The organism is Roseateles sp. P1_C1_2, from assembly GCF_056406535.1.
The window spans coordinates 174718-185989 of record NZ_JBFUAB010000015.1; the positions used below are offsets into that span (position 1 = coordinate 174718).

General features: G+C 67.8%; 17 protein-coding genes. 7 read left to right on the forward strand and 10 right to left on the reverse strand.

Annotated elements, in window-relative coordinates; genetic code table 11:
• Position 1 precedes the first annotated feature (1 nt).
• On the forward strand, positions 2 to 694 hold the full coding sequence (locus tag AC1D2H_RS16555; protein ID WP_477936626.1) for a YoaK family protein: 693 nt from the start codon (positions 2 to 4) through the stop codon (positions 692 to 694).
• Here AC1D2H_RS16555 and AC1D2H_RS16560 read toward each other — a convergent pair.
• Complete coding sequence (locus AC1D2H_RS16560) at positions 633 to 1538, reverse strand: DMT family transporter (RefSeq protein WP_478011724.1); 906 nt, start codon at positions 1536 to 1538, stop codon at positions 633 to 635. The genes AC1D2H_RS16555 and AC1D2H_RS16560 overlap by 62 nt on opposite strands.
• 101 nt (positions 1539 to 1639) lie before the next feature.
• Here AC1D2H_RS16560 and AC1D2H_RS16565 point away from each other — a divergent pair, with 101 nt between their 5' ends.
• From AC1D2H_RS16565 to AC1D2H_RS16575, 3 genes are all read left to right on the forward strand, one after another.
• A complete protein-coding gene (locus AC1D2H_RS16565; protein WP_478011725.1) occupies positions 1640 to 2542 on the forward strand; it encodes a helix-turn-helix domain-containing protein in 903 nt (300 codons plus the stop codon).
• An 84-nt stretch (positions 2543 to 2626) separates the two neighbouring features.
• Complete coding sequence (locus tag AC1D2H_RS16570) at positions 2627 to 2773, forward strand: hypothetical protein (RefSeq protein WP_477936621.1); 147 nt, start codon at positions 2627 to 2629, stop codon at positions 2771 to 2773.
• A gap of 121 nt (positions 2774 to 2894) precedes the next feature.
• Positions 2895 to 4088: a response regulator gene (locus AC1D2H_RS16575; protein ID WP_478011726.1), complete on the forward strand. Its 1194-nt coding sequence runs from the start codon at positions 2895 to 2897 to the stop codon at positions 4086 to 4088.
• Here AC1D2H_RS16575 and AC1D2H_RS16580 read toward each other — a convergent pair.
• Entirely contained in the window at positions 4085 to 4438 is a 354-nt protein-coding gene (locus AC1D2H_RS16580; RefSeq protein WP_478011727.1) for a winged helix-turn-helix transcriptional regulator, read from the reverse strand. The genes AC1D2H_RS16575 and AC1D2H_RS16580 overlap by 4 nt on opposite strands.
• A 63-nt stretch (positions 4439 to 4501) precedes the next feature.
• On the opposite strand from AC1D2H_RS16580, the gene AC1D2H_RS16585 reads away from it, so the two are divergent.
• Positions 4502 to 5068, forward strand: a complete 567-nt coding sequence (locus AC1D2H_RS16585) for a carboxymuconolactone decarboxylase family protein (RefSeq protein ID WP_478011728.1) — start codon at positions 4502 to 4504, stop codon at positions 5066 to 5068.
• Between the two features lie 196 nt (positions 5069 to 5264).
• Here the strand turns inward: AC1D2H_RS16585 and AC1D2H_RS16590 are convergent, their stop codons facing one another.
• Positions 5265 to 5693, reverse strand: a complete 429-nt coding sequence (locus AC1D2H_RS16590; protein ID WP_478011729.1) for a hypothetical protein — start codon at positions 5691 to 5693, stop codon at positions 5265 to 5267.
• Between the two features lie 23 nt (positions 5694 to 5716).
• Between AC1D2H_RS16590 and AC1D2H_RS16595 the strand changes: the two genes are divergently transcribed.
• Entirely contained in the window at positions 5717 to 6364 is a 648-nt protein-coding gene (locus AC1D2H_RS16595) for a glutathione S-transferase family protein (protein ID WP_478011730.1), read from the forward strand.
• A gap of 9 nt (positions 6365 to 6373) precedes the next feature.
• On the forward strand, positions 6374 to 6616 hold the full coding sequence (locus AC1D2H_RS16600) for a glutaredoxin domain-containing protein (RefSeq protein WP_477936610.1): 243 nt from the start codon (positions 6374 to 6376) through the stop codon (positions 6614 to 6616).
• Between the two features lie 6 nt (positions 6617 to 6622).
• Here AC1D2H_RS16600 and AC1D2H_RS16605 read toward each other — a convergent pair whose 3' ends face one another.
• The 7 genes from AC1D2H_RS16605 to AC1D2H_RS16635 all read right to left on the reverse strand — a co-directional run bounded on the left by AC1D2H_RS16605 (position 6623) and on the right by AC1D2H_RS16635 (position 10734).
• Positions 6623 to 7450: a serine hydrolase domain-containing protein gene (locus AC1D2H_RS16605; RefSeq protein ID WP_478011731.1), complete on the reverse strand. Its 828-nt coding sequence runs from the start codon at positions 7448 to 7450 to the stop codon at positions 6623 to 6625.
• Positions 7384 to 7788, reverse strand: coding sequence for a hypothetical protein (locus AC1D2H_RS16610; protein ID WP_478011732.1), 405 nt, complete (start codon positions 7786 to 7788; stop codon positions 7384 to 7386). Before AC1D2H_RS16610 ends, AC1D2H_RS16605 begins: the two co-directional genes overlap by 67 nt.
• A 42-nt stretch (positions 7789 to 7830) precedes the next feature.
• Positions 7831 to 8694: a hypothetical protein gene (locus AC1D2H_RS16615; protein WP_477936606.1), complete on the reverse strand. Its 864-nt coding sequence runs from the start codon at positions 8692 to 8694 to the stop codon at positions 7831 to 7833.
• A 316-nt stretch (positions 8695 to 9010) separates the two neighbouring features.
• Positions 9011 to 9295 carry a hypothetical protein gene (locus tag AC1D2H_RS16620; RefSeq protein WP_478011733.1) on the reverse strand — a complete coding sequence of 95 codons (285 nt, stop codon included), beginning with the start codon at positions 9293 to 9295 and terminating at the stop codon, positions 9011 to 9013.
• Positions 9296 to 9358: 63 nt separating this feature from the next.
• The gene (locus AC1D2H_RS16625) at positions 9359 to 9850 is read right to left on the reverse strand and encodes a hypothetical protein (RefSeq protein ID WP_478011734.1); all 492 of its coding nucleotides are present in this window, start codon (positions 9848 to 9850) and stop codon (positions 9359 to 9361) included.
• A gap of 75 nt (positions 9851 to 9925) precedes the next feature.
• The gene (locus tag AC1D2H_RS16630) at positions 9926 to 10381 is read right to left on the reverse strand and encodes a DUF3592 domain-containing protein (protein WP_478011735.1); all 456 of its coding nucleotides are present in this window, start codon (positions 10379 to 10381) and stop codon (positions 9926 to 9928) included.
• A 92-nt stretch (positions 10382 to 10473) separates the two neighbouring features.
• Entirely contained in the window at positions 10474 to 10734 is a 261-nt protein-coding gene (locus AC1D2H_RS16635) for a hypothetical protein (protein WP_478011736.1), read from the reverse strand.
• Between the last annotated feature and the right edge of the window lie 538 nt (positions 10735 to 11272).

Below are 11272 nucleotides of genomic sequence, written 5' to 3' on the forward strand. Positions count from 1 at the left end.
CATGGCGCTGTCTCCTGCTCGCGCCACTCCGCTGCTCGCTGCCGTGGCGGGCTATGTCGACACGCTGGGCTTCGTCGCGCTGTTCGGCCTGTTCACGGCCCATGTCACCGGCAACTTCGTGCTGATCGGCGCCGAGCTGGCCCGGCCCGGCCACGGCGTGCTGCTCAAGCTGCTGGCGTTTCCGGCCTTCATTGGCGCGGTGGTGCTGGCGCGGCTCATCGCGCTGGCCTGCGAGAAGCACCAGCGCTCCCCCCAGCCCTGGCTGCTGGGCACCCAGGCCCTGCTGCTGGCCGCGTTCATGGCCGCCGGCCTGGCGGCCAACCCGGTGCTGCAGGCCGATGCGCCCTGGGTGCTGCTGGCCGGCTGCCTGGGCGCCGCGGCCATGGGCGTGCAGAACGCCACCGGCCGCCTGCCGCTGGCCAAGCTGACGCCGCACACCGTCATGACCGGCAACGTGACCCAGCTCGTCATCGATGCCACCGACATGGCGCTGGGCCACGCCGAGCCCGGCACGCGCGAGCGGCTGCGCAAGCTGCTCTGGCCGGTGCTGGCCTTCGGCGTCGGCGCCATGGCCGGGGCCGCAGCCTTCATGCAGGTCGGCTTCCTGGCGCTGGTGCCCGCCGTGCTCGTGGTCACGTGGCTCGCGATGGTGCGGATCGATGTGCAGGAGGCTGCGCCGCAGCGCGCCGCCTGAACACGAGCACATTGCCCGCCATCACGAGCAGCAATCCAACCAGCGCYGGTGCCGTCCACTGGTAGCCCTCCACCCAGGCCGACACGTTCAGCGCCACGACCGGGAACAGCACCGTGCTGTACGCCGCCCGCTCCGGGCCCAACCGGCCCACCAGCGTGAGATAGGCCGTGAAGCCGATGACCGAGCCCGGAATGGCGAGATACAGCAGCGCGCCGACGTAGCGGGCACTCGCGTCGAACGCAAAAGGCAGGCCGGCCAGCAGCGCATAGCCCGTCAGGAGGGCGGTACCAACGGCCATGCCCCAGGCATTGGTCTGCACCGGCTTCAGCCCTTCGGCCTGCAGCGCGGCGGACAGCAGGTTGCCGGTCGAGAAGCACAGCGTGCCGCCCAGGGCCCAGGCCAGGCCCGCCGCACTGGCGTGCCCACCGCTGATCTCGGGCCAGAACAGCAGCACCAGTCCCGCCAGCCCCAGCGCGCCGCCCGCCAGCACCTGCGGGGCGATCACCCGGCCATGGACGACCCGCGCCAGCAGCGCGTTCCACAGCGCCGAGCTGGAGAACACGACAGCCACCAGCCCGCTGGCCACCGTCTGGCTGGCGTTCAGGAAGCAGACGAAGTTCAGGCAGAACAGGCACAGGCCCTGGGCCAGCACCCAGCCGAGCGCCTTGCCGCGCGGCACGACGAGCTGGCGCCGCCAGACCAGCCAGGCGAACAGCACCAGGGCGGCCAGGCCAAAGCGGTAGGCGATGGACAGCGCGATGGGTACCGAGCCCAGCTGCCACTTCAGCGCAATCCACGTCGTGCCCCAGATCAGCACGACCAACAGGTACAGAAAAGCATTCATGCCGCCAGCATGGCGCGGCGGCCGAGCGCGCGATTGCAGATTCCTGCGCATCCTTGGCCCCGCCCGGGCGCGGGAAAGGGCGGCGGCCCTAGCATCGCGGCATGGCCTCCCTGCTCGCCAGCGCCACCGTCCACCAGCCCATCTTCGAGGTGCTGGGGCGATCGAGCGCGCATCGTGAGCGCGAGGTAGCCCTGGCAGACGGCCTGCGCCTGGTGCAGTGGTGCAACCACGGCGGCCGCATGGACTACGCCCGCCCTGGCCACCACACGCTGTCGGTCTATCTGCAGGGCGGGCACGACACCCACCTCGTCGAGACCCCTGGTGAGACCGGTTCGCCAGGCTGCCACTGCGTGCTGCCGGCCGAGCACGAGTCGCACTGGAACGTGGCGGGGCCGCTGCGCTTCGTCCACCTCTACCTGTCCAACGACGCCTGGGCGGGGCGGGTCGTGCGCCTGCTGGACGCCGAACCGCGCGCCATCACGCTGGAGCAGCGCATCTTTGGCGAGGACGCCGTGCTGGCCGCCTGGGCCCGTGGCGTCGCGGCCCTGGACTGGCTGGACCCTGCCGAGCGGCTGCAGATCGATGCGCTGAGCCAGGCCGCACTGGACCGCCTCGTGCTGCAGGCGGCCAAGCCCCGGCTGCGCGAGCGGGCCGAACGCCCGGCCGGCGGCCTCTCCAGCACATCCCGGCGGCGGGTGTTGGATTTCGTCGACGCCCACCTCGACAGTGCCGCGCTGAGCCTGCCCGGTCTGGCCGCCCAGGCCCATCTGTCGGAGTTCCACTTCGCGCGCATGTTCCGCACCTCCATGGGGTGCAGCGTGCACGACTGGGTCGCCGCCCGCCGGATGGACCGCGCCCGCGCCCTGCTGCGCGAAACCGCCCTGCCACTGGCCGACATCGCCGCCGCCTGCGGCTATGCCGGTGCCAGCCATCTGAGCCAGCGCTTCAAGGCGGCCACAGGCACCACGCCGGGGCGCTTCCGCCAGGCCTTCCCAGGCGTGTAAATCGTTACTCCTGCCACCACGCCGTCAGCATTTACCGGCGAGTTAGGGGGAGCGCGCTGCGGCGTCATGGCCCACTATCGAGTCATGGCCACGTCCGCCCGCTTCAAGTTCACCGCCACGCTCGTGGTGTCGGTGCTGGCCTGCGTGCTGACGCTTTTCGTGCCCGGCGAGGACGATGCCCCCGGCAGTGCGATCCACACCGCCGGCCTGCTGCCGCCGCCCCAGCGCTGAATCCAGCGTGCCGTGGCGTGACAAACGACGCCACCTGAGCCCCCATCGAAAGGCTTGTTCGCGAAGCGGACACCGGCTCGCGCGATGATGTGAGACTTTGTAGTCCCGCACGCCCCCGAAGATGAACGAGCTGTTGACTTGGCCCCTGGCCGCCGTGGCGGTCGCCGTCGTGCTGTTCCTGGTCTGGCTGGGCCGGCGCCGGCAACAGAAAGCCCGCGCCGCCGCCCAGCGCCGCGAAGCCGAGAGCCTCGTGCAGGCCCAGGCCGCGCATGCGGGGCGCGCTCACCCTGTGTCGGCCGAGACGGCCGCCCGCCAGCAGGCCGATGACGACGCCCTGCGCGAGGTGGAATCCGCCCTGGCCCAGCGCCTGGGCCAGCAGCGCGCCGAGGAAGAGCAACTGGAGGCCGACCGGGCGCGTGTCGAGCGCGAGGAAGCCGCCCGGTTGGAAGCCCAGGCCCAGGCCCGTGAGGCCGCTGCCGCCGCCGAGGCGCAACGCCTGGCCGAGGAACGGGCCGAGGCCGAGCGGCTGGAAGCCGAGCGCCTGGCCCGCGAGGAGGCCGCGGCCCTCGAAGCAGCCGCAGCCGCCGAGGCGCAGCGCCAAGCCGAAGCGCGCGCCGAAGCCGAACGCCTGGCTCGCGAGCAGGCCGAACGCGAGGCCGCCGAGGCGGCGCGCCTCGCCCAGGAAGCTGCCACCCGCGAAGCCGAGGCCCGCGCCGAGGAGGCCCGCCGCCAGGCCGCCGCCCAGGCCGAAGCCGAACGCCTGCGCGCCGAGCGTGAAGAGATCGAACGCCTGGCCCGTGAGCAGGCCGCACGCGAAGCGGCCGAGGCCGAGCGCCTGGCCGCGGAGCAAAGCCGTGTCGAAGCCGAGCGTCAGGCCGCGGAACGCGCGGCAGCCACTGCCGCTGCGGCCGCCCAGGCCACCCGCGAGCTGCGTGCCGACGAAACCCTCGTCCTCGTCGCCGACGACTCCAAGATCGTCCGCGTCAAGATCAGCCGCCTGCTGGCCGGCCAGAGCTACCGTGTCGCGCTGGCCGAGAGTGGCGAGCAGGCCCTGGTGCTGATGGCCGCCGAGCGCCCGCATCTGCTCATCACCGACGTCGAGATGCCCGGCATCGACGGCTTCGAGCTGACCCGCCAGGTGCGCGCCGCCGTCGCCACGGCCGAGCTGCCCGTCGTCATGATCACCTCCTCCGACGACAAGCAGGCCGAAGCCGCCGCCGCCGGCGTGACCCAGTTGCTGGGCAAGCCCTACTCGGAAGAAGCGCTGATCGCCGCCATCGAGCGAGCCCGCCTCGCCGTGCGCGTTCCCGCCTAAGAAGCTTTCTGTACCTCGCGCGCCCAGCGCGGCGCCCATTGCAGCAAGGGCTCGATGGCCACCAGCAGTGAGCGCCCCTGTGGTGCCAGCCGGTAGCCGCTGCCCGCGTCGTGCTCGATGAGCAGGGCCGTGCGCAGCTCGGCCAGGCGCTGGTTCAGCACCGACGCCGACAGGTCGCCGCAGGCGGCCTGCAAGGCGCGGAAGTTCAGGCTGGCGTCTTCGGCGCGCAGCTCCCACAGGATGCGCAGCGTCCAGCGGCGGTTGAAGAGCTCCAGTGCCGCGTTGATCGCATCCTTGCCCGAGGCAGGCGTGTCCTCCGCAGCCAGCTTGGCCAGGCGTTTTGTCGTCATGCTTTGATTTTAGAAGCAACAACGGCTAGAGTCCGCCCACCGCAACGCTTCTGAATTCGAAGCATGAACACGACCTCAACCTCGACACCACGAATCGCCCCGCAAACCCTGCCACTGCCGCCCGACCTTGCCGAGCGCATGGCCCGCCTGATACCGGCGGGCTTTCCGCCACCGCAGATCTTCCTGACCGTGGCCCGCCACGCCGAGCTGTTCAAGGAGATGGTGGACAGCGCCTTGCTCGGCCCCACCGGCCTGGCCGACCGCCGCCGCATCGCACCCCTGCTGCGCGAGGCCCTCATCCTGCGCACCTGCGCGATGGCGCGCTGCGACTACGAGTTCAATCTGCACGAGCAGACGATCTCGCGGCGCATGGGGCTGAGCGACGCGCAGATCACGGACCTGCGCGCGGCGGCGCCCGACCCGGCGTTGTGGGCGCCGGAGCTGCTCGCCGCTTTGCACCTCGTCGACGGCCTGGTGGCGCGCGTCGATGTGGACGACAGCACCTGGACCGAACTGCGCCGCCATTTCGACGAGGCGGCCCTGATCGAGATGACCCAGCTCGTCGGCCATTACACGGGCGTGGCGATGCTGGCGGCGTTGGCGCGGCCGGCCCTTGATCGCTACCGCTAGCGAGCGGCCCAAGGGCCCCAAGGCAGGCCGATATCAGCGCCGGCGCCATGGATTGCAAGCGCGCCTCCTACACGCCGCCGGGCGGGCAGCGTGACACTGATCGCATCGCAACTGACGCGCGCGGTGCCATGAAACACGTCCTCGGACCCCTTCTCTGCGGCGTGCTTGCAGCCCTCTTTGCAAGCGCCTCGAGCGCTCAATCGACCGCGTCTCCCGCGCCGCCGGCATCTGCCTCCGTGCCCATGACGGCGGCGTCCCGGCTGGTCCCTGCTCGCAACACGGCCATCACGGCGTCCGAGAACGCCAAGGAACCCGGCGTGCAACGGCCCGAGGAAAGGGTGATCCCACAGATCTCCATCCCGCTCAAGCCCAGGAACAGTGCCGCCACCACAGCAGTGACCGCATCGGCGCCTGCCGGCAGCATGGTCGGTCGCGTGAACGAAGGCGCGGCGAGATGCATGGCCGCCAAGAGTGCGAGCGAGAGGCAAGCTTGCGAAAGCGGCCTGGCGGCCTCGGCGCCTGTGAAGGCGCAGCGCTGACCCCTGACATCGGGGCGGGCCCGCAGCGAGCCTTCTTGCGCCTGCGTGTCGAAGCGCCACCAGGTCGTTCGTCGTTCCCATGTCATCAGCCAATGCAGGAAACGACACCATGACCATCACGATCACTGCTTTCGAACGCTCACCCGATGGTGGCAAGGGGTTGGCACGCGACACGCGCGTACGCTGGGCCCTCGAGGAGGTTCACCAAGCCTACGAAGTTCGCCTCGTCTCGTTTCAGGCCATGAAGGAGGCGGCGCACCTGGCCCTCCACCCCTTCGGCCAGATTCCGACCTATGAGGAAGGCGACCTGGCACTTTTCGAGACCGGGGCCATCGTTCTGCACATCGGCCAACAGCGGCCGGGCCTGCTGCCGGATGACGGCAACGCCCGCGCGCGGGCGATCACCTGGGTGTTTGCCGCGGTGAACACGCTGGAGCCGCCCATCCTGGAGCTGACGATGGCCTGGATGTTCGAGCGGGACAAGCCCTGGTACGAAGCGCGCTGGCCGGCCCTCCAGGCCCGGGTCCGCACGCGGCTGGCGCAACTGTCGGCGCGGCTGGGAGACGCCGAGTGGCTCGACGGCGGTTTCAGCGCCGGCGACCTGATGATGGTGTCCGTCCTGCTCAGGTTGCGCTCCACGGGCATCCTCGACGAGTTCCCGCGCCTGGCCGCCTATGTCGCTCGCGGTGAAGCACGCCCCGCCTACCAGCGCGCCTTCGCGGCCCAGCTGGCGGTCAACACCCGGCCAGCCCCTTAGACTGCCGGCATGCAGCTCAAGATCGTCGTCTATTCCAAGTCCGCCTGCCCTCAGTGCGACACCGCCAAGAGCCTGCTCAAGGCCCGCAGCCTCGCCTTCGAGGAGATCAAGATCGACGACGACGAACAGCGCCTGGCCTTCTTCGAGAAGTGCGGCCCGTCCGTGCGCCAGATGCCGCAGATCTTCATCAACGACCAGCGCGTCGGCGGCGTGGCCGGCCTTCAGGCGGCTTTCGCCCAGATGAAGATCTGAGCCCTCTCAGCGCTTCACTGCCGCCAGCAGCCTGGCGACGAAGTCGTTCAGCGCCGGCCCGTTGTCGATCCAGCGCACCACCGCCACGACGTCGTTCTCCCAGTCGATGTAGATGATGTTCTGGCCATTGCCGCGGAAGGTCACGCTGCTTTCGGGCGCCGCTGGCAAGGCCTTGCGGCCGGGGTTGAGGAACCAGTTGCAGTAGCCGTACTCGGCGTTGTCGGGCCCGGGCTGGCGGGCCTTGACGATCCAGTCGCGCGACACCAGCTGGCGCCCGTTCCACTCGCCCTGGCGCAGGAAGAGATAGCCGAAGCGTGCCATGTCCCAGGCGTCGATGAACATGCCGCCGCCCCAGTGGCCGCCGCCGGAGACCGACTGCATGCGCTGGCCGTCCAGCTCCACCCAGCTGTTGTCATAGCCCTGCCAACGCCAGCGGCTGGAGGCGCCGATGGGGTCCATGACCTGCTCGCGCAGCACCTCGGGCAGCGGCCGGCGCCAGACCTGCAGGGCGGCAAGGGCCAGCACATTGACGCGCACGTCGTTGTATTTGTAGTGCGTGCCCGGCGCGTAGACGGGTCGGTTGGGCCAGTCTTCGGGCGTCTTGCCGACGGGGCGGTCGGCCCAGTCGGGCTTGCCCCAGAGGGTGCCCTGCCAGTCGCTGGTCTGGCGCAGCAGATGCTCCCAGGTGATGGCTGCGTTATGCGGCGCGGCGAAGAGGTCGACCCCGGGCGGCATCGCGTCGGCCACGCGCTCGTCGGTGCTCCTGATCAGGCCCTTCTGCCAGGCCAGGCCGACGACGGTCGACAAAAAGGTCTTGGTGACGCTGTGCGACATGTCGACGCGCCGCGTGTCACCCCATTCGGCCACCACCTTGCCGCGGTAGACGACGAGGCCGTTGGCCGCGGCGCGCTCGCGCGTGGGGCCGAGCTGGCCGCCGTAGTAGGCTCGCTCTTGCCGAAGCTCTGCGCCAGTGCCAGACCCTGGTCGCGCGGCGCCGGGTTGTCGTGGGCCTGGGCATAGGCGACGGCCTCTGCCAGCTTGGCGGCGTCCAGGCCCAGCGCAGCGGGCTGGGCGCGTTGCCAGTCGCCGCGGGGCGGGAAGTAGCCGGTCTCGGCGGCGGCGAGCGTCGAGACGACAGCGGCGAGAAGAAAGAGGCGGCGTGGCAGGCTCATGAGGCCATTGTGGCCAGACGCCGCGTGGCTCAGAGCCCGGTTTTACCTGCCCTCTTCCTTTGACACCGGCTTGACCGGGCCGACCTCCACCGCGCCACGCACCGAGCGGTAGGCGGCCTGTTCCACGAGCTGGTTGAGCTGCGTGACGATCTCGGCCGGCGAGACCTGCTCGATGACGTCGATGGATTTGGACTTCGGGTCGCTGTACTTGGTGTGCGTGAACTGCGGTTTGCGCGCGACGACGGCCAGGGTCTTGGCGTCCAGCGTCACGCGCTCGAAGGAGATGAAGGGTGCCACATAGGCCTTGTCCTTCTGCTGCTCGCCGGTGCGCGGGTTGATCGTGGTCTGGTCGCGGTCTGCGTACTCCTGCTTGCGGTCGATGCCGTCCTCGTCGAGCAGCTCCCACTGGTTGCCGGTGGGCTTGACGTAGATGCCGATGCCGCCGAGGCGGTTGGGCATGCCCTCGCGCGACTCCCAGGCGTAGCGCGGCAGGATGGCCTCGATGCGGTCCCACTCGGCGCGTTGCGGGATCTGGGCCAGGCGTTCGCGCAGGGCCTCGAGCACCAGCGCATCGCGGGCCTCGAAGGAGGCGTTCTTGAGCTGCTCCGCGAGCCCGGGGTTGGCGCTCCAGCGCAGCATGATGCGGCGCGAGCCGGGCTCCTCGGCGGCCAGGGCGCTGTCCAGGCCGCGCAGCACGGCCATGTTCAGCAACTGCGGATCCACCTGCAGCGTGCGGCGCGAGAAGTCGTCCACGCTGCTGGCGCGCTTGCCGCGCTGCTTGACGATGCTGAGCTGGTCGCCGAGCGTGGAAATGAGCGCGATGGTCTGCCCAGGTTTGGCAGCCTCCTGGGCCGGCGCGGCCAAGGACAGCGTCATCGCGGCCGCAGCCAGCAGTCCTTTGAACATCGCTTCGCCTCCCGGGTGGTTCCGGGAGCGGATGCTAACGCCAGGAATCAGGTGTTCCAGGCGGGCCTGAGCGCGTTCGGGATCACGAAATCGGCAAGGCGCTGGCGCAGTTGCGCGGTTTGGCGAAATGCGCACCACATTCGGCAACCTTGGCAGCCCTCGCGGGCCGGCTCTCGGCCGGGAGCGGTATTTCGCTCCGGCGCTTTCAGCGGCTGGTCAACTCAGAAAGCTGTCGCTCAACGTGAAAGTTCAGCGGACGGCGAAGCCGTCCGCTGCAGCCAAAGGTTAGGCGTTTGCACCGCCAATGGTGGAGGCTTCACGAGGACTCGCCGTTCAGCGGAGCCACGAGAATTTCATGGGCGAACGCCTTCGCTTCGTCCTCGCTCTCTAGATCGCGTACCTCGTAGCGCTCATTGCACATCATTTGCCGCCAGGAAACTGAAGGATCTCGGAACGCACGCTGCAGCTCTTCCTTTAGTTCGAGAAGTGCGCCTGGACTGCGACTACGCCCGTACAGCCTTTTGGAGACTTCCAGCGACAAACCGTCCTCGGCATTGAAGAGCGTCCGCAGAGCGTTCTCGATGAGCGGGTACCCTCTCATGGATAGACGCCTAACGTGCGAACTCGGACGGCGAAACTGTCCGCTGCAGCAAATGGTTAGGTTTCATTCGTCGTCTCCATAGAGCCAATATGCGATGCATTCCGCGTTGACTACACAGATGAATGTGTCCATCGAGTGCTTGGTGACTGGCGACCAAGGCCCCAGACAATCTGCTTTCTGGCCGGACGGGTGAATCATGGTGTTCGAGAAAACTTTGGATTGACCCATCTCCGAGAAAAAGACATCGGTGAGTTCTTCCAGCACGTCTCTTTGCACCTGTCTGCACGAGAACATCCGGAGGTCGTTCGCCAGTAGCTGAACCAACGCGCGGCGACCCGCCTCTAGCTCAACTTCACGAAGCGCGCTTTCCGTGACAAGTACTTCGTGGTTCCATGCACCGCTTCTCGCCGAAACGACTGTCGTCGCTCCGAAGTACTCAAGAACAGAATCTGCCTCCGTGGAGGTGCTCCGGTTAGGGCCACACACAAAGGCGAAGCCGCCGTCATCCCAGATTTCGGGATTCTTGGAGAGGAAGTACTCGGTTCTCGGGAGCATGAAACCTAACGTTGGCGCTCAGCGGGCGGCGAAGCCGTCCGCTGCAGCACAGGGTTAGGCGTCGCAGCCACGCCGCTAGAGACCAACCTTGAGGCGCTTCTGAACTAGCGGCCCCCAAGTGACGATCTTCTTGTATATGAGAAGTCCGATGCTTCCCGCGATCGCCGAGACGAGCAGGAGCAGATGCGTTGTTGCCCATATTTGCATCGGCTCATTGAACTTGGCCACCACTGGATCATCGGGAAGGTATAGGACCTCAACTTTCTCTCCGACCGCATACCTGCGAGAAGAGGCTTTGACCCAAGGAGTGAGCTTGTGGCTGACGCCGTTGTTGTCTTGGTACGCAACCTCAGCGCTGTCCATCTTCCTGTTTGTGGAAACGACTAGACCTTGAGCAACGCTGGCCGCCTTTAGGAATTGCGCCTCGACGTACCAGCGCCATGCCGAGAGAAGACCGAGGCACACTGCCAGCGCCAGCAAGCCCTTACCTATTCGGGCATTGGTCGGTGAGGAGAACTGCGGGAGCGACATGGCTGATGTACGCGACGCCTAACGTGTGAGCTCAGCGGACGGCGAAGCCGTCCGCTGCAGCGACCGGTTAGGCGCGAGTGCAATGCGCATGACTAGACCTCCTGCTGCTCTACGGTTCGGGCGACGGTGATGCTCACGTAGCGCCCCTCCCTGCCTGCGCAAGCGGCCCACAGATTCACCAAGTCCGTCATTGGTGTGACGTAAAGGATGTCCTGTGGACCAAGCACTGGCGAAACTGCCTTCGCGACCGGGTGAGCAAAGAAGCAGCGCACCGCTTCTTCCGCTGAAGCTCCAGCAACCTGCGTGCTGAAGCTCTCGCCCTCGTGCTCAACCAGCATGGAATAGAGCGCCATCTGTCTACGGCCTAACGTGGAAGGTGAGCGGCGCCACGCAGTGGCGTCCGTTCTAGTGACAGGTTCTCTGGAGCTTCTGCGGGGCACTTTCTGACGGGGTTTAGCGCACCACTCTGTGCGCAAAACAGCCTACGCAAGGCTGATACGTTCACGCTGCGTTGCTGGCTCGTCCGCACCAAGCCCGCTTGGGCGTGCGCGCCTGCTAGCAGCGCAAGCTAGCAGTTTTTCGATGCTGTATAAACATACAGTCGCCGMTTTATCCTGTTAGGTTTTCTGCAGCAGAAGATCAAGGGAACGAATAGCGTTTATCCGCCGCCCAGGCGAGGTTGGAAGAAGTCTGGGCATGGCGGCGGCGGATAAACCTGTTGGACTGAACCGCCCTCCCGACGGTAGCGTCAGGCGGCGGCGATATGGGGAATGTAAGTTTCAAATCCCCCGCCGGACCAGTGCGGATTCACCCGGGTGAACGAGCCGCTCCTGCTTGGCCCGCCGCACGGCTCGCAAGAAGCGATGGCGGCTCGCTCGGCACGCAGTGAGC

Bases quoted from the DNA above. Each gene is read 5' to 3' on its own strand.
- AC1D2H_RS16605 (WP_478011731.1), bottom strand. From the start codon at position 7,450: ATGTCGCACAGCGTCACCAAGACCTTTTTGTCGACCGTCGTCGGCCTG.
- AC1D2H_RS16585 (WP_478011728.1), top strand. From the start codon at position 4,502: ATGAACACGACCTCAACCTCGACACCACGAATCGCCCCGCAAACCCTG.
- AC1D2H_RS16620 (WP_478011733.1), bottom strand. From the start codon at position 9,295: ATGAGAGGGTACCCGCTCATCGAGAACGCTCTGCGGACGCTCTTCAAT.
- AC1D2H_RS16590 (WP_478011729.1), bottom strand. From the start codon at position 5,693: ATGACATGGGAACGACGAACGACCTGGTGGCGCTTCGACACGCAGGCG.
- AC1D2H_RS16570 (WP_477936621.1), top strand. From the start codon at position 2,627: ATGGCCACGTCCGCCCGCTTCAAGTTCACCGCCACGCTCGTGGTGTCG.
- AC1D2H_RS16595 (WP_478011730.1), top strand. From the start codon at position 5,717: ATGACCATCACGATCACTGCTTTCGAACGCTCACCCGATGGTGGCAAG.
- AC1D2H_RS16565 (WP_478011725.1), top strand. From the start codon at position 1,640: ATGGCCTCCCTGCTCGCCAGCGCCACCGTCCACCAGCCCATCTTCGAG.
- AC1D2H_RS16575 (WP_478011726.1), top strand. From the start codon at position 2,895: ATGAACGAGCTGTTGACTTGGCCCCTGGCCGCCGTGGCGGTCGCCGTC.
- AC1D2H_RS16555 (WP_477936626.1), top strand. From the start codon at position 2: ATGGCGCTGTCTCCTGCTCGCGCCACTCCGCTGCTCGCTGCCGTGGCG.
- AC1D2H_RS16625 (WP_478011734.1), bottom strand. From the start codon at position 9,850: ATGCTCCCGAGAACCGAGTACTTCCTCTCCAAGAATCCCGAAATCTGG.
- AC1D2H_RS16600 (WP_477936610.1), top strand. From the start codon at position 6,374: ATGCAGCTCAAGATCGTCGTCTATTCCAAGTCCGCCTGCCCTCAGTGC.
- AC1D2H_RS16615 (WP_477936606.1), bottom strand. From the start codon at position 8,694: ATGTTCAAAGGACTGCTGGCTGCGGCCGCGATGACGCTGTCCTTGGCC.
- AC1D2H_RS16635 (WP_478011736.1), bottom strand. From the start codon at position 10,734: ATGGCGCTCTATTCCATGCTGGTTGAGCACGAGGGCGAGAGCTTCAGC.
- AC1D2H_RS16630 (WP_478011735.1), bottom strand. From the start codon at position 10,381: ATGTCGCTCCCGCAGTTCTCCTCACCGACCAATGCCCGAATAGGTAAG.
- AC1D2H_RS16580 (WP_478011727.1), bottom strand. From the start codon at position 4,438: ATGACGACAAAACGCCTGGCCAAGCTGGCTGCGGAGGACACGCCTGCC.
- AC1D2H_RS16610 (WP_478011732.1), bottom strand. From the start codon at position 7,788: ATGAGCCTGCCACGCCGCCTCTTTCTTCTCGCCGCTGTCGTCTCGACG.